The organism is Bordetella petrii (assembly GCF_020991325.1).
Lineage (GTDB): Bacteria > Pseudomonadota > Gammaproteobacteria > Burkholderiales > Burkholderiaceae_B > Bordetella_A > Bordetella_A petrii_E.
Window position 1 is genome coordinate 1 of sequence record NZ_JAJMLX010000006.1, and the last position, 23,223, is coordinate 23,223.

Annotated in this window: 21 protein-coding genes and 1 tRNA gene; 4 read left to right on the forward strand and 18 right to left on the reverse strand. The window is 65.2% G+C overall.

The features are described from left to right. Nucleotides 1–237 precede the first annotated feature (237 nt). Nucleotides 238–930, reverse strand: a complete 693-nt coding sequence (locus tag LPZ50_RS01450; RefSeq protein ID WP_230656777.1) for an HAD family hydrolase — start codon at nt 928–930, stop codon at nt 238–240. Nucleotides 931–1,109: 179 nt separating this feature from the next. On the opposite strand from LPZ50_RS01450, the gene LPZ50_RS01455 reads away from it, so the two are divergent. Further along, nucleotides 1,110–1,194 (forward strand) — tRNA-Leu (locus LPZ50_RS01455). A gap of 359 nt (nt 1,195–1,553) precedes the next feature. On the opposite strand, the gene LPZ50_RS01460 is transcribed toward LPZ50_RS01455, so the two are convergent. The 3 genes from LPZ50_RS01460 to LPZ50_RS01470 form a co-directional block, all read right to left on the reverse strand. Continuing rightward, nucleotides 1,554–1,988: a hypothetical protein gene (locus tag LPZ50_RS01460; protein ID WP_230656779.1), complete on the reverse strand. Its 435-nt coding sequence runs from the start codon at nt 1,986–1,988 to the stop codon at nt 1,554–1,556. 888 nt (nt 1,989–2,876) lie between these two features. Continuing rightward, the gene (locus tag LPZ50_RS25455) at nt 2,877–3,005 is read right to left on the reverse strand and encodes a hypothetical protein (protein WP_419195552.1); all 129 of its coding nucleotides are present in this window, start codon (nt 3,003–3,005) and stop codon (nt 2,877–2,879) included. 106 nt (nt 3,006–3,111) lie between these two features. Further along, entirely contained in the window at nt 3,112–4,290 is a 1,179-nt protein-coding gene (locus tag LPZ50_RS01470) for a tellurite resistance/C4-dicarboxylate transporter family protein (protein ID WP_268903124.1), read from the reverse strand. Nucleotides 4,291–4,524: 234 nt separating this feature from the next. Between LPZ50_RS01470 and LPZ50_RS01475 the strand changes: the two genes are divergently transcribed. Next, nucleotides 4,525–5,175, forward strand: coding sequence for a DsbA family oxidoreductase (locus LPZ50_RS01475; protein ID WP_230656781.1), 651 nt, complete (start codon nt 4,525–4,527; stop codon nt 5,173–5,175). Nucleotides 5,176–5,205: 30 nt separating this feature from the next. On the opposite strand, the gene LPZ50_RS01480 is transcribed toward LPZ50_RS01475, so the two are convergent. The 5 genes from LPZ50_RS01480 to LPZ50_RS01500 form a co-directional block, all read right to left on the reverse strand. After that, the gene (locus LPZ50_RS01480; protein ID WP_230656783.1) at nt 5,206–6,393 is read right to left on the reverse strand and encodes an NAD(P)/FAD-dependent oxidoreductase; all 1,188 of its coding nucleotides are present in this window, start codon (nt 6,391–6,393) and stop codon (nt 5,206–5,208) included. A gap of 70 nt (nt 6,394–6,463) precedes the next feature. Beyond that, nucleotides 6,464–7,453 carry a Bug family tripartite tricarboxylate transporter substrate binding protein gene (locus LPZ50_RS01485; RefSeq protein ID WP_230656785.1) on the reverse strand — a complete coding sequence of 330 codons (990 nt, stop codon included), beginning with the start codon at nt 7,451–7,453 and terminating at the stop codon, nt 6,464–6,466. Between the two features lie 171 nt (nt 7,454–7,624). Beyond that, complete coding sequence (locus LPZ50_RS01490) at nt 7,625–8,959, reverse strand: NAD(P)/FAD-dependent oxidoreductase (protein WP_230656786.1); 1,335 nt, start codon at nt 8,957–8,959, stop codon at nt 7,625–7,627. Nucleotides 8,960–8,990: 31 nt separating this feature from the next. Then, entirely contained in the window at nt 8,991–11,006 is a 2,016-nt protein-coding gene (locus tag LPZ50_RS01495; RefSeq protein ID WP_230656788.1) for a hydantoinase B/oxoprolinase family protein, read from the reverse strand. Nucleotides 11,007–11,008: 2 nt separating this feature from the next. Beyond that, a complete protein-coding gene (locus LPZ50_RS01500; protein ID WP_230656790.1) occupies nt 11,009–13,057 on the reverse strand; it encodes a hydantoinase/oxoprolinase family protein in 2,049 nt (682 codons plus the stop codon). 106 nt (nt 13,058–13,163) lie between these two features. On the opposite strand from LPZ50_RS01500, the gene LPZ50_RS01505 reads away from it, so the two are divergent. After that, on the forward strand, nt 13,164–13,811 hold the full coding sequence (locus LPZ50_RS01505; RefSeq protein WP_230656792.1) for a helix-turn-helix domain-containing protein: 648 nt from the start codon (nt 13,164–13,166) through the stop codon (nt 13,809–13,811). A 2-nt stretch (nt 13,812–13,813) separates the two neighbouring features. Here the strand turns inward: LPZ50_RS01505 and LPZ50_RS01510 are convergent, their stop codons facing one another. From LPZ50_RS01510 to LPZ50_RS01530, 5 genes are all read right to left on the reverse strand, one after another. Continuing rightward, nucleotides 13,814–14,344, reverse strand: coding sequence for an ureidoglycolate lyase (locus tag LPZ50_RS01510; RefSeq protein WP_230656794.1), 531 nt, complete (start codon nt 14,342–14,344; stop codon nt 13,814–13,816). 72 nt (nt 14,345–14,416) lie between these two features. Continuing rightward, nucleotides 14,417–15,115, reverse strand: a complete 699-nt coding sequence (locus tag LPZ50_RS01515; RefSeq protein WP_230656796.1) for a 3-oxoacid CoA-transferase subunit B — start codon at nt 15,113–15,115, stop codon at nt 14,417–14,419. Beyond that, nucleotides 15,112–15,783: a 3-oxoacid CoA-transferase subunit A gene (locus tag LPZ50_RS01520; RefSeq protein ID WP_230656798.1), complete on the reverse strand. Its 672-nt coding sequence runs from the start codon at nt 15,781–15,783 to the stop codon at nt 15,112–15,114. The genes LPZ50_RS01515 and LPZ50_RS01520 overlap by 4 nt, the downstream gene beginning before the upstream one ends. Nucleotides 15,784–15,846: 63 nt before the next feature. After that, nucleotides 15,847–17,019: a thiolase gene (locus LPZ50_RS01525; RefSeq protein ID WP_230656800.1), complete on the reverse strand. Its 1,173-nt coding sequence runs from the start codon at nt 17,017–17,019 to the stop codon at nt 15,847–15,849. Next, entirely contained in the window at nt 17,016–17,414 is a 399-nt protein-coding gene (locus LPZ50_RS01530; RefSeq protein ID WP_230656802.1) for a Zn-ribbon domain-containing OB-fold protein, read from the reverse strand. Before LPZ50_RS01530 ends, LPZ50_RS01525 begins: the two co-directional genes overlap by 4 nt. 201 nt (nt 17,415–17,615) lie before the next feature. Between LPZ50_RS01530 and LPZ50_RS01535 the strand changes: the two genes are divergently transcribed. Further along, nucleotides 17,616–18,569, forward strand: a complete 954-nt coding sequence (locus LPZ50_RS01535) for a LysR family transcriptional regulator (RefSeq protein ID WP_230656804.1) — start codon at nt 17,616–17,618, stop codon at nt 18,567–18,569. Here the strand turns inward: LPZ50_RS01535 and LPZ50_RS01540 are convergent. Genes LPZ50_RS01540 through LPZ50_RS01555 form a run of 4 tightly spaced genes read right to left on the reverse strand, consistent with a single transcriptional unit; the run spans nt 18,550 to nt 23,190 of the window. Beyond that, the gene (locus tag LPZ50_RS01540; RefSeq protein ID WP_230656807.1) at nt 18,550–18,780 is read right to left on the reverse strand and encodes an acetyl-CoA carboxylase biotin carboxyl carrier protein subunit; all 231 of its coding nucleotides are present in this window, start codon (nt 18,778–18,780) and stop codon (nt 18,550–18,552) included. The genes LPZ50_RS01535 and LPZ50_RS01540 overlap by 20 nt on opposite strands. An 8-nt stretch (nt 18,781–18,788) precedes the next feature. Beyond that, on the reverse strand, nt 18,789–20,108 hold the full coding sequence (locus LPZ50_RS01545; protein ID WP_230656808.1) for an acetyl-CoA carboxylase biotin carboxylase subunit: 1,320 nt from the start codon (nt 20,106–20,108) through the stop codon (nt 18,789–18,791). Beyond that, nucleotides 20,105–22,201: an acetate--CoA ligase family protein gene (locus LPZ50_RS01550; RefSeq protein ID WP_230656810.1), complete on the reverse strand. Its 2,097-nt coding sequence runs from the start codon at nt 22,199–22,201 to the stop codon at nt 20,105–20,107. Before LPZ50_RS01550 ends, LPZ50_RS01545 begins: the two co-directional genes overlap by 4 nt. Next, nucleotides 22,198–23,190 (reverse strand): Bug family tripartite tricarboxylate transporter substrate binding protein, encoded by a 993-nt coding sequence (locus LPZ50_RS01555; RefSeq protein WP_230656812.1) that lies wholly within the window; start codon nt 23,188–23,190, stop codon nt 22,198–22,200. Before LPZ50_RS01555 ends, LPZ50_RS01550 begins: the two co-directional genes overlap by 4 nt. Nucleotides 23,191–23,223 lie beyond the last annotated feature (33 nt).

The window sequence follows — 23,223 nt, forward strand, 5'->3', positions numbered from 1 at the left end:
CGGCTGCCCCGGCCCAGCCGTCCGCCGAACAACCCGCCGCGGCCACGCCGCCGGCGGAAAAACCCGCCGAGCAGCCTGCCGAACAGCCCGTGCCTGGCCAGCCCGAAGGCGCCAAGCCGGCGCAGTAAGCTCGCGTTTGCGCGCCCGGCGCAAAAAACCCGCAAGCCTGGCGGCCTGCGGGTTTTTTCATGGGCGGTTGTTGATGGCCCGTTCCTGACAGGATGGCAAGCCTGCCTGTCAGGCCGCTGCGGCGCCTGCCCGCGCCAGCAGTGCCGGCAAAGCCTGCATATCGTGGAATACCTGCGCCGCGCCTGCCCGCAACAGGGCCGCGGTGCCATGGTGGCCCGGTCCACCCGGGCTATAGCCGACCACCGTGGCGCCTGCCGCCACCCCGGCCGCGGTGCCCGTTACTGTGTCTTCTATCACGGCGCATCGTTGCGGCGCCACACCCAGCGTGTGGGCAGCCGCCAGGTAGACATCGGGCGCCGGCTTGTTGCGCGCTTGCTCCTGGCCACTGAAAATCCGCCCTTCGAAGTACTCATGCACGCCGACCTTGCGCAACTGCAGCTCTATCTTCGGTACATCCGCACCCGAGCCCACGGCGATCCGGCCGGCCAGCGTGCCGTGCAGCGCCTGTACCGCCTGCGCTGCGCCGGCAATGGCCTGCAGGTCTTGTTCCAGCGCCTGGTTGCGCCGGGCCCGGAAATCAGCCAGCCATTCGGGCGTCAGGGCAAAGCCGGTGCGTGACTGGATCAGCGCGGCTTCGTCCTTCACGGTCTTGCCCACAAAAACCCGCAGCGTCTCGTCCTGCGTAATGGGCCAGCCCAGCTCGCCCAGCATGGTGGACAGCACACGCGCCGTAATGGGTTCCGAATCCACCAGCACGCCGTCGCAGTCGAACAGCACGGCATCGAAAGGAAAAGCAGTCATGAAGAAGAAGGCGAAAAAGTGACAGACTGGCCAGTGTAGCGGGGCGAGGCCCGCGCGCTTTGCTGTGCGCGGGTAATGGCCAGGGCAAACGTGATAGAATATTGGACTTTTCGGGGCTGCCTGCCCAGGCGGCGCGGCTTCGAAGGCAGGGGGCGCGTCAAGCGTTCCTGGCCAACCCGGCCGACGTGGTGGAATTGGTAGACACGCTATCTTGAGGGGGTAGTGGCGAAAGCTGTGCGAGTTCGAGTCTCGCCGTCGGCACCAAGTTGCAGTATCAGGTAGTGCACACAAGCACATCAAGCCCGCGAATCTCACCGAGAGCGCGGGTTTTTTGTTGCCTGTGCGTTTGCCCGTTGTATCGCTGAATACCTGGCTTTGCGCCTAGAGCCCGGTCAGGCTGTATGAATATTTAGCATCTTGTGGCTCATGTCGAAGGCATCGGCGTGTGGGGCAAACGTGTTTACCAAATCCGATTTTATCGACATGAACTGGGGACATGTCGATGACGTAAACACTATCCATTGATATGTACGAATTTCTCAAAGAAATCGACATATTTCTTGGGGCGCCTAGAATCGCCCCCCTGTCTACTAAACGAGGGGAGCTAGTGAACAACGCTGTTATCAGTTTTTCGAGGAGATGGAGTTCCCTCCATTGCGTTGTGACTCTTTCGAAGAGGCTATGTTGGCCAGATTTTCTGTCAGAACTCGAGAGTTGATCATCTTCTGAGCCAAGTCTTCCATGGCCCGCTGAAGACTCTTTTTTCCCGCTTCTGCTAAACGCTCATCACCATCTTGGCATCCGCCACTCGAATTGTCGGAGCGTGCTTCGCCTCGGGCTGTCGTCTGGAATAGAAGGCTTCCATTGCCGCCATAGGCCTTTGCTCGAATCGACAGTTCCGTGGTCGCTTCGGCGTTAACACTCCAAAAACCTTGGTCAAATCGAAGTCTGGGAGAGAAGTCCGATAGATAAAAATCGAGAAAATACCCGTCGGGCTTGGCCTCTGATTGAGCATCAACGCGTAGCACTTGGGTGAAGGCACCTTCTAGCGTTTGCATGATCGACTCCGTTACCGCAGGCCCGATATCTACGGTATACGTATGGGCGCTACAGACGAAGCCAGTAGACGCTTTTCTCATCATGCCAGACAGCTCAGGGTCTACGCGTACATATGCAGGGGCCTCAATTCTCCGATTCGGCATGATCTCTGAAGCGCCGCTCGCGCTAGGGACGTTGGATTTATAGGCACATCCACTCAGCAACAGCAGGGTTCCTGCTGCAAAAAGAATATAAAGTCTCATTTAGTTACATGTGTCTCAGGTTTGTTATAGGATCCGGGGAAGTTATGGCTTGCTGACCGGAGGAGTAACGCTCATCTTCTTGTTTAATAAAACAAAAAGTAACTATATCAAAAAATACGTAATGCGTTGAATATCGGCAATTGAATTGCCGTGATCACTGCTCTTAAGGGGCCTCTATGTATGACTACCTGAATGCGGTCTCGGCAATGTGCGGTTGGTTAACGGTTTTCACGTTGAAGAGATCAATGGGGAGGCTACGGTTCTTTTAATGACGCCTACGAATCGCATCGGGTAATTGGTGGCACGCTAGTCGAGAAGCCCACGCTGACAGGCGACGAGGCCCGCTTCCTGCGCAAAGAGGTTGGAATTTCAGCGTGTGCTAGCGCAATTGCTGGATACGATGGAGCAGACCCAGTCCTTGGGGTAGCGCGGGGCCATGGTGCCTGACGGTGAGGGCCGGCTACTGAGGGCTCCTTACCTTGAAAGGGTAGATGGCAATGTAAGGGCGGCAGGAGCTGCTCGATCGGAGCATCGACTAGTATTTGTACTCCCCCCATATCCCTGTCAGACTGCGGGCATTGTCCGTTTCCGGGCTGCTTCAGCGGCCATGGCATCTGTTTCTGTAGGGTGGGGAAAAGTGTCTATTCAAATGGCGAGCCGTTGCGGTGTGGTGCTGATGCTGGTGATGATGACCTCGGCGTGTTCTTCGGGCAGCAGTTCCAGCCCCGTGGGCCGCTTGTTCAACGAGTGCACGTGGTACCGCAGCGGGTGCATGTACGAAGGTTCGTACGAGGAAGGCGAGCGCGAATATGCGGAAGAGGAAGCGCAGCGGCTGAACCGGGCCCAGCTTCAAAGGCTGCGCAGTTCCGGGGGGTGACCACTACACCAGCAACTGGGCCGCTTCTACCACGGGGCGCGGCGGCACCCAATAGAACATCAGCAACGATAGCGCGGCATGGCGCGCCAGGCGCAGCAGACGGCGCACCATGGCGGTGAAGGCCAGCAGCCAGCCCAGCAAGGCCATGCCCAGGAATACCGGCGGCAGGAACTCCAGGAAGTCGAAGCCCATGGCCCGGTTCATCTGCCAGGTGCTGGCTGCGTACATGCCCAGCGGAAAAATCGCGCCCCAGTACAAGGGGTCATAGCGAAACGGGAAGCGCTGGAAACCGTAGCGCCACGCGCCCAGGCACAGCAGCATCGGAATCCACCAGGTGCCCGTGGCCCAGTACAGCACCGTGAAGCCCTTCAGGAATGGCAGCAACGACACCAGGTACGGTGCCTGCGGCGCATTCAGGATCAGCAGCGAACCGGCCAGGGTGGATATGGCCATGGCGCCCATGTTGATCCAGTAGGGCGGCGACAGGTCGCCTGGCGAGAACGGAAAGAACGTGTAGCGGTAGAAGATCAGCGACATCATCCAGATGTACAGCATGCCGCCCCACAGCCACATCGACAGCGCCACCAGATTCATCTCCAGCCGGAAGGGCTGCCCGATACGTGCCGCCAGCAGCGCGCTGGACACGGCCAGCGCCTGGGTCGCCACCACGGCAAGCAGCCAGGCGCCGCTGATGCTGCGGTCCAATGGCGGCTTGTGGGCCTTGACCGTGAATGCGGTGAAAATGCTGTAGGTCAGCCCGACCCACAACGCCACCGCCAAGGTCCACAGCGCGAAGCCGGTGACCAGGTCATCGCGCAACAGGATGAACTGGCTGGCCAGGATGCCGGTGCCCGCCACCAGCGTGAAATAGCCCGGCCCCTTGGCATGGTCGATCATGTCGCCGAAGAAGCGGCGCGGGAAATGCCAGGCGCGCAGCAGATAGGCCAGCCACAATGCGGCGTACTGCACGATGTTCAGCACGAACAGCGCGCGGGCCAGGCGGGGGTAGCTCATCATGTCGGAGGCCAGCGACACGATGCCGGTTGCCATGACCAGGCCGAAATAAGCGGGAGACAAATCTTGCAGGGCCTCGCGCCATCGCGGGGGCGCACCGTCGGCGCGGTCTGGTGCCTGTCCATCTGTTGCGGCAGGTACGTGGTGATCCGCATCCGTCGACCCCATCTTCATGCTCTCCCTGGTGTGCGCCGCCATCCGGGCCGTTCCACGGGAAGCGCCGCATTGCCTGATTTGGCACACAGTTTAAGCCCGGGCAGGGCGCGGGCGCTGGTTCGCCGCGGCCTGGACGCAGGGCAATAGCCCGTCAAGGTGACAGCCCGCCAGGCGTACACTGATTGAAATGCCGGCTGCTCGCCGCCGCACGCCTGCGCAGGCCCGCCGCGCTTTCCGGAGTAACCCATGAATAAAGTCAAAATCGATTTTGTGTCCGACGTGGCCTGCCCCTGGTGCGCCGTGGGGCTGGGCGGCCTGCTGGAGGCCATCGACCGCATCGGGCCGGCGGCCGAATTCCAGATCCACATGCAGCCGTTCGAGTTGAATCCCGACATGCCCAAGGGCGGGCAGAACACGGGCGAACGGTTGATGAAAAAGTATGGTTTCGACAAGCCCCGGCTGCAGGAGAACCGCCGGGTGATCGCCGAGCGTGCCGAGGCGGTGGGCATGCCCATGCACCAGACCGACGACAGCCGTTCGTACAACACGTTCGATGCGCACCGGCTGCTGCACTGGGCGGGCACGGTTGGCCAGGCACAGCAGGTGGCGCTGAAGCGCAGCCTGCTGAAAACCTACCATTTCGATAACCGGGATACCAGCGAGGCCGACGTGCTGGTGCAGGCCGCGCGCGATGCGGGGCTGGACGCCGAGGCGGCGCGGGAGGTGGTGGCGTCTGGACGCTACGCCGCCGAGGTGCGCGCCGACCAGGACAAATGGCGCGGCCTGGGCATTTCGTCGGTGCCGTCGGTGATCATCAACGACAAGTACCTGGTGTCCGGCGGGCAGCCGCCCGAGGTCTTCGAACAGGCGCTGCGCCAGGCGGCAGGCGGCGGCTGAGCCGCGGCCGCGCCACTCGCGCGCACGCCGTCAGGACACCGCGCCCGCGCCGTATCTGCCGGCAAGCAATGCCCCGGTACTGAAGCGCTGGATGGAGTACGGGGCCAGGGACACGTCGGTGGGCAGGCCCAGGGCTTCCTGGGCCAGGATGCGCCCCACCATGGGCGACAGCTTGAATCCGTGTCCCGAAAACCCATACCCGACCACCAGACCCTCGATGCCGGGCAGCCGGCCCAGCACCGGGTTCCAGTCGGGCGTGACGTCGTACACGCCTGTCCATGACGAGGCGATGCCGGCGGCTTCGTAGGCGGGAAAGCGCGCGGCCACCTGGCCGCCGATGTCGGCGATGTAGTCCATCGAGACGTCGCCTTGCTCCAGTTCCAGGGTGTCCAGTTTTTCGCCTGCCACGCCTTCGGCCACCATCATCTGGCTGCCGCCGTAGCTGCGGCAGTACAGCATGCCGGGCGAGGCCAGGTCTTTGAAAACGGGCATGGAATACGCGTACCTGGCGGCCTGGCATTCCAGGGCCAGCACGGCGTGCCGTTCCGGCGCCAGGGGCAGGCCGTGGCCTGTCCAGGTTGCCAGTTCCGGTGTCCAGACGTTCTGCGTGCTGATGACGGTGGCGGCGTGGAAGTCGCCGGTGGATGTGGAGACGCCCGTGACCCTGCCCCGGTCGATCAGCAGGTTTTCCACCTGTACGTGCTCGCGCACGGTGACGCCGGCGCGGCGCGCGGCGCGGGCGAAGCTGGCGGCGGTCATGTAGGCGTCGGCGAAGCCCGCCTCGGGTTCGTAGCCTATCAGCGCGGCGTCGTCGAACTGGGCAATCGGCAGAAGTCGGCGGGCTTGCGGCGGGTCCAGGGTTTCGACGGCGATTCCTTGTTCGCGCTGCTGCTGCAGCGTGGCGCGCAGCGCATCCAGTTTGTCGCCTTCGGGGGCGGCTATCAGGTAGCCGCACTTCACCAGCCCGCACGATGCATCATCGTCGCCCAGGTAGTCGGTGAAACGGCTGAATATCTGCCAGGAATGCCGCGCCAGGTCGGCGTTCTCGCGGATCGAATAGTGGGTGCGCAGAATGCCCGACGACTGGGCGGTAGTACCGGCCCCGATGGTGCCGCGGTCTAGCAGCAGTACGTTCGCCGTGCCCAGCCGGGCAAGGTGGAACGCCACCGAACTTCCCATGACGCCAGCGCCTATGACCACTACGTCGTACGTATTCACGAATATCGTTTCCGTTCAAGGGTTGCGGCAGCGGGCCCCGTGCGGAACCCGCGCGTGGGTAGACGCGGTTTCAGGATGGCTTGATGCCGGCGGCTTCCACGTAGCCTTTCCAGCGCAGCTTGTCGGCCTTGACGAAAGCGTCGATCTCCTGGGGCGAGGCGGGCGGGAAGGTCAGGAACCCTTGCTGGGTATAGGTTTTCTGCACCGAGGGTTTGTCGATGGTGGCCTGGAATTCCTTGTGCAACACGTCGATGACGCTGGCGGGGGTCTTGCGGGGCGCGAACAGCGCGTGCCAGGTGACGACTTCGTAGTCGCTGTCGACCACGCTGGCGATGGTGGGCAGTTGCGGCGCCCAGGGCAGGGTTTCGGTGCTGGACACCGCCAGGGGCACCAGCTTGCCGGACTTGACCAGCGGGTCCACCACCGACCATGCGTCGATGTGGAAAGTGTTGCGGCCGGCGGCCAGGTCGGACATGGCCGTCATATCCTTGTAGGGTACATGCAGCACACCGGGTTCGCCGATTTTCTTGCAGAAAATGGTGCCCGCGATATGGCTGGACGTACCCACGCCGTACGAACTGAAGCTGCATTTGCCGGGGTCTTTGCGGATGTGCGCGATCAGTTCTTCCGCCGTTTTCACGCCCAGGCCGGCATGGGCCACCAGCACCAGCGGCAGCTTGGCGGTGCGCGACACGGCGGCGAAATCGTTGTCGGGGTCGAAGGGCAGGCTGCTGTACACGTAGGGGTTGATGCAGAAAGGCGTGGCGGTGGAATACAGCAGGGTGCTGCCGTCCGCGGGAGAAATCGCCACCTGCCGGGTGCCGATGTTGCCAGCCGCGCCGGGCTTGTTCTCGACGACGAAGTTGCCCAGCCGCTCGGCCACGTCGGCGACCAGCAGGCGGGCGATGACGTCGGTGCTGCCGCCGGACCCGTAAGGCACGATGACGGACACCGGCCCGGAAGGATAGGCGCCCGATTTCGCCAGGACATGGCGGGGCAGGGCGGCGGCCCCGCACAGGCCCGCCAGGGCTTTCAATGCATTGCGACGCAGGTTGTTCATGGACTGCTCCTATAGTTAGATCTCATCCGATCCCTTATTCGCGGCCCCGGCATGTTGCCGGGATCCGCATCGGACGGTGCGAGGCTGGCGCCGGCCTGGCCGCGCGCGTACGCATGGCCAGGCCGTTGCGGTGGACAGCTTATGATGCAGAGTCTGCCTCTGGCGCGCGGTTCAGCGAGCCCTCCAGTGGTCGTAGGCATCTCTCGCCTGGTACCAACTGCCTATGGCGAACAGAAACCACGTATTGCCGAAGTAAAAAGGATGGCCGGGAATTTCCCCCATGTCGAAAGCATTGATCGGATCACGGGACTGGGCGGCGATCTTGCGCCCCACGCTGTGTCCCAGGTAGCTCATCATGGCAACACCGCTGCCATTGCAACCCAGTGCGTAGTGCAGCCCGTCGGCCCCGCCGATGTGGGGCATGGAATCCAGTGTCATGGCCACCTTGCCGCCCCAGCTGTGGGTAATGCGCGTACCCGCCAGTTGGGGAAACCGCTTGGCCATGGCACGGTGCAGCAGCCGGGCGGTGGTTTCTTCGCTGGCGGGCGTGAAGCGGGCCCGCCCGCCGAACAGCAGGCGCCTGCCGTCGGGCGAAAGGCGGTAATGGTTGACCACGCGCCGCGATTCGGACACGGCGCGATTGGTGGGCAGCAGGCTGGCCGCCAGGTCCGGGCTCAGGGGCTCGGTGGCGATCATGTAGGTGGCGATGGGCACCACCTTGCGTTCCAGCCTGGCCAGGTTGGGCCCGGTGTAGCCGTTGGTGGCGATGACCACCTGCGTCGCACGCACGGTGCCGCGCGAGGTGGCTACCTCGTAGCCGCCGGGCACGCGGGTAATGCGCTCGACCGAGGTATTGCCCTGCACGCGCGCGCCGGCTTCGCGCGCGGCGCGCAGCATGCCGCCATACAGCTGGGCGGGGTGCAGGTGCCCGGCGCGCTCTATCAGCGCCGCCCCGTGATAGACGGACGAGCCGATCTCCGAAGCCAGGTCTTCACGGGGAATCATGCGCGCGTGCGATCCCGTGCAGGCATTCAACTGGTCGATGCGGTCTTTCCAGGCTTCGTAATGCTGGGGCACCCACATGGTGGTCAATCGGCCGGTCTTGTGCCAGCCGCACTGGATATCGTGAGCCTCGATCAGCGATTCGACATAACTCATGGAATCCGCGGCGTCGCGCAGCCGCGCGGCCAGCAGGCGCTCGCGCTGTTGCGGGCTTTCTCCCACGGCGGCCAGCGCCTTCTTCTGCACATTCACGCCGCCTGATACCTGGCCGCCCGAGCGGGTGCTGGCACCCTGGCCGGGCCGGCCCGCCTCGACCACCAGCGCGTCGATGCCAGCCTGCCGCAGGGTCAGCGCGCAGCACACGCCCGCGTAGCCGGCGCCCACGATCAGCACGTCGACGCTGGCGGGCAGGGTGTCCTCGCCGGGTTCGGGCGGTTCATAGGCCTCCCACCAGTAGGGGCGCCGCTGGAAGTCTGCTGCGTAGATGTCCGCTGAAGAAGCCATACAAGGTTCCTGGTGGCTGGAGGCGAGGTTTTCAGGCGCGCGCCGTGGACTGGGCGGCGATGGCTTGCGGCGCGGGCAAATCCGCATACCGCTCGCTAAGCCGTGCATAGATGCGGTCTATGTCGGCGCCGCCGCCGTCGCCGGGCGGCGGGCTGTCGGCCAGTGCCGCGAACATTTGGTGCTTGACGAAATGCCGCCAGCTGACCGGCAGGGCCGCCATGATGCGCGTCATGGCGTCGTAGCGGGCCGGGGTCCACACGCTTTCGAAGCGCGCGCGGCCTGGGCCGTAATCGAAGTGTTCCTGCTGTCCGGGGGGGCGGTCGGCCCGCAGGCGCTGGGTGGCGGCCTCGTCTACCGTCATGTCGTCGCGCAGTACCACGCCGTAGGCTTCGCGAGCGCGGCGCGGCGATACGAAGCCGCAGCGCACATCCTCCAGCACGTTCTCGGCCGGGCGTTCGTACGGGTGGCCGTAGCCGCCGCCGGCCGGGCCTTGCAGGCGGATGATGTCGCCCGGCGCGCAGTGCACCAGGTCGCTGTTGCGCAGCTCTTCGGGCGCGTCGGAATCGGGGTTCTTGATGAAGCGGGAATTGGCGCCGGCCTTGCCGCCCACCACGCCCCAGGCCGCCAGTTCCGAGCGGTTGCGGTTGCGCGCGGTGACCACGCCGTTGGGGGCCAGCAGCTTGAATTCCATGGTGGCCGCGTTGCCGCCGCGCTGCCGGCCGGCGCCGCCCGTGTCCGGCACCAGCCCGTAGCGGATGATCTCGATGGGCACCTCGGCCTCGTTGATTTCAACGGGGGTGTTTTTCAGGAAGGCGTTGTTCGCGCCGCAGCCTTCCACGCCGTCGTATTCTGGCCCGCCGCCGGCGCCGCCGCCGCAGGGGCCGATGGATGACAGTACCTGCCGGCCCTCGCGGGTGGCGGTCTTCACGTTCAGCAGTGTGGATCCGCCGGCCGGGCAGGCGGGCAGGCGGTTGGGCAAGGCGCGGTTGAACACCCCGAACGTGCAGGCCTGGATCACGGCCGCCATCAGGCTGCGCATGCCCACCGCCGCGGGGGCGTGCGGATTGACCACCGAGCCCTCGGGCAGCACCGCGCTCATGGGGCGCACCGATCCGGCATTCAGCACATTGCGGGGCGCCAGCGAGTGCATGACGTAGATCAGGCCCACGGTAATGACGGAATGGTGCCCGTCGCCGCCGGTGGGCACGTTCAGCGACGAGGCCACCTGCGGATCGCTGCCGGTGAAGTCCAGTTCCAGTTCGTCGCCGCGCACGCGCAGGGTGATGTGGATGCGGCAGGGGTAGCCTGCCACGGAATCCTCGTCGGCGTATTCCGAGAACGCGTACTCGCCGTCGGGAATTTCACTGATCAGGGCACGCGTCTGCTGCTCGGCGTAGTCCAGGATGGCCTCGGCGCCCTGCATGAATTCTTCCACGCCGAAGCGGTCGATAATTTCATGCACCTTGCGCTCGCCCACATTCAGGGCGGCGATCTGCGCGTTCAGGTCGCCCTGGTTCTGGTCGGGCATGCGCACATTCACCTGCATGATGCGCAGCAGCTTCTCGTCCATGACGCCGTCGCGCATCAGCAGCATGGGCGGGATGCGCAGCCCTTCCTGGTGCACTTCGGTCAGCGTGCGCGACAGCGACGCCGGCACGGCGCCGCCCATGTCGGTGTTATGGATGTGCGTGCCCACGAAGCACACCAGCCTGCCGTCGCGGAACACCGGCTTCCATACATGCATGTCGGGCGTGTGCGTGGAAACATAGCCGCTGTAGGGGTCGTTGGTCAGGTAGATGTCGCCTTCGCGGTAGTCGTCGAACATGTCGATGACGCGGCCGTAATCCAGCCCGGTGTACCAAGTGGCGCCGAAGGTCTTGGGGGACGCGAAGGTCTTGCCCGCGGGCGTCATCAACTGGGCCGAGAAGTCTTCGGTTTCCTTCACGAAGGTGGAATAGGCCGTGCGCATCAGCGTATAGCCCATGGCTTCGGCGGCGGCGGTGCAATGGTTGGCCAGCACCTGCAGGCGGAAATTGTCCACGGTCATGGTCACGCGGCTCCTTCGGAAGTGATGCGCAGGTTGGCGTATTCGTCGACCTGGCAGGTGTAGTCGCAGGGGATCACGGTGGTGCAGTCGTCCTGGGTCACGATGGCCGGGCCGTGGAAGCGGTGGCCGGCGGCCAGCGCGGCGCGGCTGTACAAGTCCACGTCGCGGAACCCGCCGTCCAGCCATACCCGCAGCGCGCGTTCCGGGCTGGGTGTGGCGGGGCGCGGGTCGTAGCGCGGGAAGCTGGGCTTGTCGTTATTGCCCGATATGACGACGCGCAGGCTTACCACCTGCACGGGTGCGCGTTCGTCGGCATGCCCGTACAGGCGGCGGTGCGCGTCGTGGAACGCCTGGCCGACGGCGGCGATGTCTCCGGCCTGCAGATGCGCCGGATCCAGCACGGTGTCGATCTCGTACGACTGGCCGCGATAGCGCATCTCGGCCGAATAGACCAGTTCGGCGTGGTCGATGTGGCCCTGCTCGTGCGCCAGCCATTCTTCGGCGCGCTGGCGCAGAATGGCGAACTCGTCGCGCACCAGGTCCAGGTTGCCTGGGGTCAGCTCGGTATAGACGGTTTTCAGGAAATCGCTTTTCAGGTCGGCGATCAGGCCGCCCAGCGCGCTGAGCGTGCCGGGCGAAGGCGGAACCACGATTTCCTTGACCTTGATTTCGCGCGCCAGGAAGCAGCCCAGCATGGGCCCCGCGCCGCCGAAGGCCAGCACGGCGTACTCGCGCGGGTCGATGCCGTAGCGCGACACCAGGCCGCTGACTTCGGAATACATGCCCGATACCGCGATCTGGATGATGGCCTCGGCGGTTTCTTCCACGCCGCGGCCCAGCCTGGCGGCCAGTTCGCCCACGGCCTGGCGCGATGCCTCGGCATCCACTTCCACGGCCTGGTAACCCAGGTCTGAATGGCCGACCAGGCCGCAGCATACAAAGGCGTCGGTAATGGTGGCGCGCGTGCCGCCGCGCCGGTAGCAGGCCGGGCCGGGCCTGCTACCGGCGCTTTCCGGGCCCACTTTCAGCACGCCCAGCGGGTCTACCCAGGCGATGGACCCGCCGCCTTCGCCCACCGACGACACCGCCACCGACGGGATATGGATCTGGAAATCGCCGATCAGTTCGCCCACGCCATACGTGGGCTTGCCGTCGATGATGACGGCGATATCGGCGCTGGTGCCGCCGATGTCCAGGCTCAGGCAGCGGGCAATGCCCGACGTGGCCGCGACGTGGCTGGCGCCGATCACGCCCGCCGCGGTGCCCGACAGGATCATCTGCACGCAGTCGCGCTTGCCTTGCTCGGCGGTCATGACGCCGCCATTCGATTTCGTCAGGCGGGGCTCGGGCTGCACGCCGGCGTTCTTCAGGGCGCTTTGCAGCGACCCCAGGTAATGGGCCACGCGCGGCTGCACGTAGCCGCCGATGACGGCGGTAATAGTGCGTTCGTATTCACGGATGATGGGCCAGGTTTCGCTGGAGCAGGACACCGGCAGGCCGGGCGCCAGCGATTCTATGATTTCCTTCGCGCGCAGTTCATGGGCCGGATTGCGGTAGGCATGCAGCAGCGAAATCACGATGCCTTCGGCGCCGGCGTCGCGGGCCTGTTGCAGGGCGTGCCGCACGCTGGCTTCATCCAGGGGGCTGCGCACAGCGCCATCGGGGCCCATGCGCTCGGCAATGCCGAACACCATGCTGCGCTTGACCAGCGGGTCGGGCCGCCGGGACAGCAGGTGGTACATGTCGGGCGTCTTCAGCCGCGCCAGTTCCAGCACGTCGCAGAAGTTCTCCGTGGTGAACAGCGCCAGCTTCAAACCCTTGCGCTGGATGACGGTGTTGATGCCCACGGTGGTGCCGTGCGTGAAATAACTGATTTGCCGTGGTTCGATGCCGTAGCGTTCGCCCAGCATGCGCACGCCGGCAATCACTTCTTCGCCGGGCTGGTCCGGGCGCGAGAAAACCTTGAGGCTCTTGATTTCGCCGCTGTCTTCATCGAAGACGGCGAAGTCCGTGAACGATCCGCCGATGTCGACGCCAACTCTGTACCCCATGAGTGCTCCCAAATCTGTGTCGCGGAAGGTGCAAGGTGCTTGCCTTGCCCTGCTGAACCAGGTTATGATGTTCACTAGATGAACAAACATTTCATACAGTGGTCAAATGAATGATAATAGGTCGGTCCAGAGGTGTCTAGCCGTTCTGCGCTGTTTTCGCGCCGGCCCCGGGCAATCCCTAACCTCGCTGTCCAGGGCGGTAGATCTTCCGCATTCCACGGTCTTGCGCCTGTTGAACACGCTACAAAGCGAAGGCTATGTGCGCAAAGAGGGCACGCTGTGGTCGCTGACGCCGCAGTTGCTTGAAATCGGTTTCGCGGCCTTGGCCAACACCGGGGTGAATGACTTGATCCAGGCGTCGCTGCAGGCGCTGGCCGACCATTGTTCGGGCACCGTCAACATCGGCGAAAAAAGCAAGGACGAGGCCATCATCATCGCGCGCGCCAGTTCTGAATCCGAACGCCGCAAGATCCTGGTGGTGAACCTACGGGTGGGCAACGCATTGGCCGCCAACACGGCGCTGTGTTCGGCGCTGGATCTGCCGGAAGACGAATGGTCGATCGCGGTCTACCCCGACCGCAAGGTCACCACGGTGGGAATATCGTTATTTACCGGCCCGGTGCGCAGCCTGTCGCTGGGGCTTTCGGTGAACGATGACGAATACTCCCGGCAGCGCCTGGAAACTGAACTGCTGCCCGTGTTGCGCCAGAAGCGCGACGAAATCCGCCGCCTGATGCGTCTGGGCGAGGTCTGAATTCAGCGCCCTGGCAGTTGCCATGCGATTTCCGGCACGGCCTCGATGGCACTCTCGGTTGCGTCCCGGCCGTCTTGCAGGTGCGTCACCAGGTCCAGCGTGGTGGACTGCCGCGTCAGCATCAGGCAGGCCACTTCCTGCGCGGCGACGCGGGTGGCATGCCAGCAGTGGGGCGCCATGCACAGGCCCTGGCCCGGTGGTATGGCAAAGGCGGCCAGCGTGGCCAGGTCGGGGCGGCCGTCCGGCAGGCTGCGCGCCACCACATGAACAATGCTGCCCGTCAGCGGCACGATGGCCTGCTGCGTCAGCAAGTGCTTTTCCAGGTGGGTTACCGGGCCGCTGGCGCGGTAGTTCACCCACAGGATTTCCGGTACGCCGTCCTGGCCGGGGTCGAACAGATGCTCGCGCCAGAAATCAGTGGCCGCGTTGGTAAACGCGGGAACCCCAGGCCGGGCGGGAAAGGGCTTGCCCAGCATTTCGCCATAGGGGGCGAAGGCATCGGCGGTAATGGGTTGCGCGTACAGGCTGGGCATGGAAAGGGCCGGAGGAAACAGGCCCCCATTACACCTGAATTCCGCGCCAGGCGGGCAGGCCCGCCCGGGCCCTTACTTGACGACGGTGCGTCCGGCCGGGTCCAGCGCAATCGTCCCGACCTGGCCGGCCACCGACAGGCGAGCGCCGGTATGGCGCTGCAGCGTGTCGATATCCATGCCGTCCACCATGGCCCGCAGCACAAAGAGGCCGTCCTTGACGTCCACGATGGCCCAGTTGGTGTACACCGCGTCCACCACGCCCGCGGCCGTCAGCGGATACGTGCAGGCTTCCAGCAGCTTGGGCTGGCCCGCCTTGTTGGTGTGTTCCATCATGACCAGCACATTGCGCGCGCCCACGGCCAGGTCCATGGCGCCGCCGATGGCGGGAATGGCATCGGGCGCGTCGGTCATCCAGTTGGCCAGATCGCCGCTGGCGGCGACCTGGAAGCCGCCCAGTATCGAATAATCCAGGTGCCCGCCGCGCATCATGGCAAAGGAAATGGTGTGCTCGGTGATGGACGCGCCGGGAATCAGCGTGGTGGGCACGCGGCTGGCGTTGATCAGGTCGGGATCGATGGCGTCGCCGACGGCGGCCGCGCCCATGCCCAGGATGCCGTTCTCGCTGTGCAGCAAGATCTCGCGTTCTTCGGGCAGGTAGTCGGACACCAGCGTGGGCATGCCTATGCCCAGGTTCACCGTGGCACCTTCCGGGATGTCGCGCGCCACCAGCTGGGCGATCTGCTGGCGGGTAAGGGATAGCGTTTCGCTCATGACAGGGGGCTCGCCAGGACGACGGATTTGACGAAGATGGCTTGCGTCATCACTTGCTCGGGGGGAATATCGCCAGCCTGCACGATCTCATCCACCTGGGCGATGGCATGGCGCGCGGCCATGCACATGACAGGGTTGAAATTGCGCGCCGCCAGCCGGTAGGTCAGGTTGCCCAGCCGGTCGCCCCGGTGCGCCCGCACCAGGGCGAAGTCGGCGGGCAGGGGCTGCTCCAGCACATAGCCCTTGCCATCGATGACGCAGGTTTGCTTGTCCTTCGCCACCCAGGTGCCATAGCCCGTGGGCGTATAGAAGGGGCCCAGCCCTGCGCCGGCCGCGCGCATGCGTTCGGCCAGGGTGCCCTGGGGGACACATTCCAGGTCCACCTTGCCGGCGCGGAACGCGTCGGCGAATATCTCGGACCGGGGCGGGCGCGGGTGCGAGCAGATCACTTTGCGCACGCGGCCGGCCGCGATCAGGGCGGCAATGCCCCGCTCGCCGGCGCCGGCGTTGTTGCTGATGAGCGTGAGCCCGGTGGTGCCCATCGCCAGCAGCGAGTCGATCAGTTCGAATGGAATGCCCGCATCGCCAAACCCGCCGATCATCACGCTGGCGCCGTCGGGAATAATCGACAGCGCCTCGGCGTGCGAGGCCTGGATCTTGTTGATCATCGTGGCCGCCTGGTTCTTGTGGGGTGCATCTTGTCTCCTTAGTGGCCGGCTGGCGGGCGGGGGTTACAGCACGGCCCCGGTACCCAGGATAGCCGTGGACTGGCTGGACAGCGTGCCGCCATTGCCATGCACCAGGGCCGTCTTGGCACCTGCTACCTGGCGCTCGCCGCATTCGCCGCGCAACTGCCGCACCGCCTCGATGGTGATGAACATGCCGTACATGCCTGGGTGCACGCACGACAGCCCGCCGCCATTGGTGTTCACTGCCAGCCGTCCGCCGGGGGCCAGGGCGCCGTTGCTGACGAAGGGGCCGCCTTCGCCCTTCTTGCAGAAGCCCAGGTCTTCCAGGAACAGGATGGGGTTGATGGTGAAGGCGTCGTACAGTTCCAGGACGTCGATGTCCTTGGGCTGCAGGCCGGCCATCTCGAAAGCGATGGGGCCGGACTGGCTGGCCGACGTGACCGTCAGGTCGTCCATCGACGAAATCTGGCGGTTCCAGCATGCCGTGGAACTGCCCAGCACGTATACCGGCTTGTTCGGCAGGTCGCGCGCGCGGTCGGCGCGCACCAGCACGTAGGCGCCCGCGCCATCGGTAACCAGGCAGCTGTCGCGCACGGTCAGCGGGTCCGACACCATGCGCGACGACAGCACGTCGTCGATGCTGAGCGGATCGCGCGAGAATGCTTCGGGATTCAGTTGCGCCCACTTGCGCGCCGCCACGGCCACTTCGGCCAGTTGCTCGCGCGTCGTGCCATATTGATGCATGTGGCGGGCGGCGGCCAGCGCATACGAACTGAGCGGGCTCAGGGGGTTATAGGGGTTTTCGTAGGGTTGCGGGTCCAGCTTGCGGCGCGCGCTGCCGATCTCGGCGCGGTTCAGCGTGGACGTGCGCTGGGTGCTGCCATAGCACACCAGCACCGCATTGCATTGCCCGCTGGCCAGCGCCTGCAGGGCCGGCATCAGGTGGGCCACGAAGCTGGATCCGCCGATCATCGTGTTGTCGATGAAAGTGGGGCGGATGCCCAGGTGTTCGATCACCGGCATGGCCCACATGGTGGACGCCACGCTGGCCGTGGCGATGCCGTCGATATCCCGCATCGTCAGCCCGGCGTCGGTCACGGCGCGATGCGCGGCCTGCACCAGGATCTCCATTTCGGTGTAGCCGTGGGCTTCGCCCAGCCCGGCATGGCCCACGCCTACGATGGCGGCGGCGCCGCGCAATTTGGGGTCTATCATGCCTGCCCTCCGGTTTGCTTGAATACCACCACCTTGCCGCTGTCGGTATCGATGATGCTGGCTTGCACGGCCATGCCGATGGCCACCGCGGCCGGCGCCACGTCATCCACGCGCGACATCATGCGCACGCCTTCTTCCAGGTCTACCAGCGCAACGTTGTAGTCGCCGCCATGTTCGGCCTTGCGCCGCACCACTGTGGTGGAATAAACCGTGCCCTTGCCCGAAGGCGTAAACCAGGCCAGGTCGCCTGCCCCGCAGTGGGGGCAGATTACCCGGGGGTAGAACACCGCCTGGGAGCAGGCCTGGCAGCGTTGAATCTGGAACAGGCCCTGCGATAGCTGGTCCTGGTAATGCTTTTCCGGGCCGACAGGCGGCGCGGCCGTGGGCTGTGACATGGTGGGCGCTTCCTTCAGTGATGAGTCAAGCAATTTTGCGACGATCGCCGCCCACCCGCCAATCTTGATTTGCTTAGGGGGGCTTTTGCTGGGGTTAACAGGGGCTACACCCCGGCGCGCTGGTCAGGCCGGCGGCCTGGCCTTACGATAGGGAGCGTCATTCGCCGCCCGAGCCCGGCGGCGCAGACGGAGAACATTCCAATGGATCTGGTTGATTGCAGGCTGGTCGTCAACATCGCCCAGTCGAAAAGCCTTACCCAGGGGGGACGAGACACCTTCCTGTCGCTGCCGGCGGCCAGCCTGCGGCTGAAATCGCTGGAAAGCGAGCTGGGCCTGCGCCTGTTCCACAGGCGCCATCACGGCATGGAACTGACCGAGGCGGGGCTGGGTTTTGTCCAGCATGCCCGCACCATTCTCGGCAACGTCAGCAATCTGCACGCCCACCTGCAAGGCTACAAAGACAAAAGCCGGCGCTTCCTGCGGGTGGCGGCCAATACGTCTTATGTCACGGTGTTCCTGCCGCCCCTGGTCAAGACATACCTGTCCGCGCACTCGGGGGTAGGCATCGATATCCAGTCGGCCCGGCGCGAAGACATCGAAGCCGGCCTGCAGGAAGACCGCTATGACATCGGTTTCCTGTCGTCGCACAACCCGGTTTTCGCGGTGGATCCCATCGATTTCGGGGCCGATCCCATGGTGGTGATCACCTCGGCCGATTCCGACCTGGCCGCTTTGCCGTCCATCGATCTGCAGCGCTTCGCGGCCTGCCAGCACGTCATGCTGGGCGAGCAATGCACCCTGACCGCCTACCTGCGCGAGCGCCTGGCCGAACATGGCCTGAAGCTGAATGTGCGCGTCAACGTGGCAGACTACAAAACCATGCACGACATGGTGGCATCGAACATCGGCGTGGGACTGATCCACGCTTCGCTGGCGCGCCGCTACGGTAACGCGCAGATCCGCGCCATTCCGCTGGATGCGGCCTGGGCGCAGCACCGGCGTTACGCGCTGGTAACCGAGGGTGCCCGGGCCAGCCACTGCGTCAACGACTTCTTGTCGTATGTCGTGGATAACTGGCTAGGGCTGGATGAACAGGTGCGCGCGGGCGCGGGGCCATTGCAGGCGCCGCCCGGAATCAGGCCGGCTGCAGCCTGAACAGGGCCTGGTCTTCGTCGACCCTGGCCGAGGCTTGCACGGCGATGTCGACGATGGTGCCGGCCTGTTCGGCCTCCACGGGGATTTCCATTTTCATGGACTCGATCGTGGCCAGCAGGTCGCCAGCCTGCACGGCCTGCCCGGCGGACACTTCAATGCGCAACACGGTACCCGCAACAGGCGAGGGAACGGAGATAGGGGAACTGGCCATGAGGGTTCTCAGTGTTTGTCGGTGGAATAGCGGTTGGCAAGAAAATCCGGGTCGTCCAGCACCTGCAGCACGAACGGGATATTCGTCTTGACCCCCTGGACCTGCGCGCCCGACAGGGCTTCGCGCAGGCTGGCGATGCAGGCGGCGCGGTCCGGTCCGCGGGCGATCACCTTCGCCAGCAGGGGGTCGTAGTAAGGGGTGACGCGGTTGCCCGGACCGTAGCTCGGTTCCACGCGGATGTCCGGCCGGACGGGAAACTCGAAGGCTTCCAGCACCCCGCACGACGGGAAGAACCGTACCGGGTCCTCGGCATACACGCGGGCCTCGATGGCGTGGCCCTGCCGTGCTACGTCGGCGGGTAGTACCTGGTCCAGCCGCTGCCCGTAGGCCAGCCGGATTTGCGCGGCCACGATATCGATGCCGGTGATTTCCTCGGTTACCGCGTGCTCCACTTGCAGGCGGGTGTTCACCTCCAGGAAGTTGAAACCATGCTCGCCGTCGTACAGCATTTCCACCGTGCCGATGACGTCGTAGCCGACCTCGGCCATGATCTGCTCCAGCCGCGTCGTGATGGCCTGCAGCGTGTCGGCGGGAATGGCGGCCGCCGGCGCCTCTTCAATGACCTTCTGGTGGCGCCGCTGCACACTGCAGTCGCGCTCGAACAGGCAGCGCACGTTGCCGTGGCGGTCGGCCAGGAACTGGAACTCGATATGGCGCGGGTGCACCGCCAGTTGTTCGGCGTACAGGCTGCTGGCGCCGAAGGCCTTGGCCGATATGCTGCTGCTGCGCTCCCAGGCGGCGGCCAATTGGTCGCGCGCATGGATGGGGGCCATGCCGATGCCGCCGCCGCCGCCCGAGGGCTTCAGCAGCAGCGGCAGCCCGATCTGCTCGACCGCTTGCTCCAGGTCTTGCAGGCTGTTCAGTTCCTCGCTGCTGCGCAGCATGGGCATGCCATGCGGTTGCAGGTATTCGCGCGCGCGGATCTTGTCGCCCAGCAGGGCGATCCAGTGGGCCGAGGGGCCCACGAATACCAGTCCCGACGCTTCCACGCTGCGCGCGAACGCGGCGTTCTCCGACAGGAACCCATAGCCGGGGTGAATGCCATCGCAGCCCTGGTCAATGGCGGCGCGCAGAATGGCGTCCTGGTCCAGATAGCTTTCCTGCGCGCTGGGCCCGCCGATGCGCAAAGCCTGCGTGGCCTGGCCGACGTAAGGCAGGCCGGCGTCCGCATCGGAATAGATGGCTACCGATTGCATGCCCAGTTTGTCCAGGGCGCGGATGACGCGCGACGCCACCGCGCCGCGATTGGCGACCAGAACTTTCTTCATGCGCGCGTCTCCTTGGTTACGGCCAGTGCGTCCACGATGGCTGGCGCATGCGCGCCGCGCCGCACCCGCACGGGGTTGATGTCCAGCGAATGGATGCCCAGGCTGGAATCGGCAAGCAGGCCGCCCACTTGCACCAGCAATTGCGCCAGGGCACCGGTATCCACGGCAGGCAGGCCGCGCGCGGCCTGGAAGGCGCGCGCGATGTGCAGCCTGCCGATCGCGGCGCGGGCCTCGTCCGGTGTCACGGGGGCGGCCATGAACTGGACATCGTTCAACGCTTCGACCAGTACGCCGCCATGTCCGACGGCCACCATGGGCCCGAAGGCGGCGTCGTAGTGGGCGCCCACCATGATCTCGAAATCCGCCGGCGCCATGTCGGCCAGCATCAGGCGTGGCCGTGCCTCGCCATGCCTGGCCAGGGTGTCCAGCAGTTCGCGGGCGGCGGCGCGCAGGGCCGCGTCGTCCGCGATGCCGACCTTCACCAGGCCGAATTCCGACTTGTGGTTGATGGCGGCGCTGACGCCCTTCAACACCACGGGCGGACGGCCCCATGCTTCCCAGGCGCCCAGCACCGCGTCCAGGCTGTCGCATGTCCGGTGGCGCACCACCGGCAGGCCCGCCCGGGCCAGCAGCGCAAAACTTGCCGGCTCGTCCAGGGGGCGCCCGGCTTGCGGCGCGGCCGGATCTACGGCAAAGACGGGGGGGCTAGGCGGTGGAGCGGTGTTGCGGTCATGGTAATTGGCCAGCATGCCCAGGGCCTGGATGGCGCGGCGTTCGCTGCTGAATACCGGTATGCGGTGCCGCCTGAAGCATTCCGCGGCCCAACCCTGGTTGATGCCGGCCGCCACCGGGATGTGCGAGGCGTCCGAGAATTCGCGCAGTTCGCGGGCAAAGCGGTCGAAGTCGTAGCCCTTGCCGCCGATAGGGAAACCGGCGAACACCAGGTCGGTATTGCGGGCCTGCGCGATCCTTTCCAGGATCTGGCTGAACAGGGCAGGGTTGCGCAAGGTGGCGGTTGTCATGTCGATGGGGTTGCCGGGCGCGATATACGTCGGCAGCACCTCGGACAGGCGGGCCTTGAAGGCGTCGTCAAAGGGCGCCAGTTCCAAGCCGGCCGCTTCGGCGGCATCCGCCGACAGCACGCAACTGGCGCCCGAGTTGCTGATGGACACGATGCGGCGCCCGGGGCGGCCGCGCTGCTCCAGGAACAGCTGGCTCAGTTGCGCCAGTTCTTCGAAATCCGCGACGCGCAGGATCCCGTACTTTTCCAGGAAGGCGTCGACGACCCGGTCTTCCGATGCCAGCGCGCCCGTATGCGAGGCGGCGGTGCGTTGGCCGCTTTGCGTGCGCCCGGCCTTGGCCAGCAATACCGGCACGCCTTTCTCCCTGGCCCGCAGCGCGGCATGCGCCAGTTTCGCCGGGTTGGGAATCGATTCGGCATAGGCCAGGATCACTTTGATTTCGTCGTCGGCCGCATAGGCGTCGATCAGGTCGGCCACGTCTACGTCGGCCTCGTTGCCGGTAGCCACCATGTACTTGGCGCCCAGCCCCAGCTCGTCCAGGCGCGCATACACGATCTGCGAGCCGGCGCCGCTCTGGCTGACGATGCCGATGGGTGTCGAACGAGCCTGCACCTGGTCGATGATGGTGCCGAAATGCGCAATGGCGCCGCTGCCGAAATTGGCCACGCCCTGGGTGTTAGGCCCGATCAGCCGCAGTTGGCCGGCGCGGGCGATGGCGGCGATTTCTTCCTGCTGTTCTCGTCCGTGCTGGCCCAGTTCCGCATAGCCTGACGCGAAGATGATGGCGGCGCCCGCCCCCTTGCCTATGGCCGAGCGCAGCGCCTCGGCAATCTGCGCTTCGGGCAGGGCGATCACCACCAGGTCGGGCGCGCCGGGCACGTCTTCCAGCCGGCGGTACGCACGGATGTCCTGGACCCGGTCGCGGTTGAGCGACACGGGATACAGCTTTCCGGCAAAGCCGCTGCGCAAGGTGTAGTCGATGACGCGGCCGCCCGGCTTCAGCGGGTCGTCGGATGCGCCCAGCACCGCAATGGATTCGGGCGCCAGCAGGCGAGACAAGGAATGGTTCACTTGGGCGTTCCCGTCTGCAGATTCGCCGCCTTCGCGACTTCCGTCCATTTGGCGATTTCACTGCGCAGGTAGTCGGACATTTCGGCCGGCGTAAGGGTAGAGCGCGTGGCCGAGATCTGCTTCAGGAATTCCCGCGAGTCGGGTGTCTGCATGCTGTCGATCGCCATCTTGTTCAGGTACTGCTGGATGTCCGCCGGCGTGTTGGCTGGTGCCACGACGGCGATCCAGGTGGTGGCTTCGTAGCCGGGCACGCCCTGTTCGGCAATGGTGGGAACATCGGGCAGGATGTCGAAGCGTTCCTTGCCCGTGACGCCAATGGGCCGCAACTGGCCGGCTTCTATGAACTGCATGACCGAGCTGGGGTCGACGAATCCGGACTCCAACTGGCCGCCCACCAGGTCGTTCACCTGCAGCACCATGCCTTTGTAGGGAATGTGCTGCATATTGGCCTTGGTCTTGAGCTTCAGCAGTTCGCCTGACAGGTGCGTGGATCCGCCCGCGCCCGAAGATCCGAACGACATGCCGCCGGATTCGTTGTTGGCATACTGCAGGTATTCTTGAAGGTTCTTCACCGGCACCTTGCTGTTCACCACCAGGATGTTCGGGGTGGTCAGGAACAGGGCCACAGGGCTGAAGTCGCGCACCGGGTCGTACGGCAGGTCGCGGCGTATGGCGGCGCTGATGCCGAAGTGCGTCGCGGTGACCAGCAGCGTGTAGCCGTCGGGCGCGGCGCGCGATACCTGCTGGGCGCCCACCTGGCCGCTGGCACCAGCCTTGTTCTGCACTACCACGGTCTGGCCGGTTTGTTTTTCCAGGTAGGCCGCGAAGCGCCGGCCGACCAGGTCGGTCAGGCCGCCGGGCGGGAAGGGCACCACGACGGTGATCTGCTTGTCGGGATACGCGGCCTGCGCCCGCGGCGCCACGGCCGCCAGGATGCACCCGGCCAGGGCCGCCACGCCCAGTGTCTTGATGAAAGTCCTTTTCTGCACGCTTGTCTCCTTGGTGGTATGGGTATGTATGCA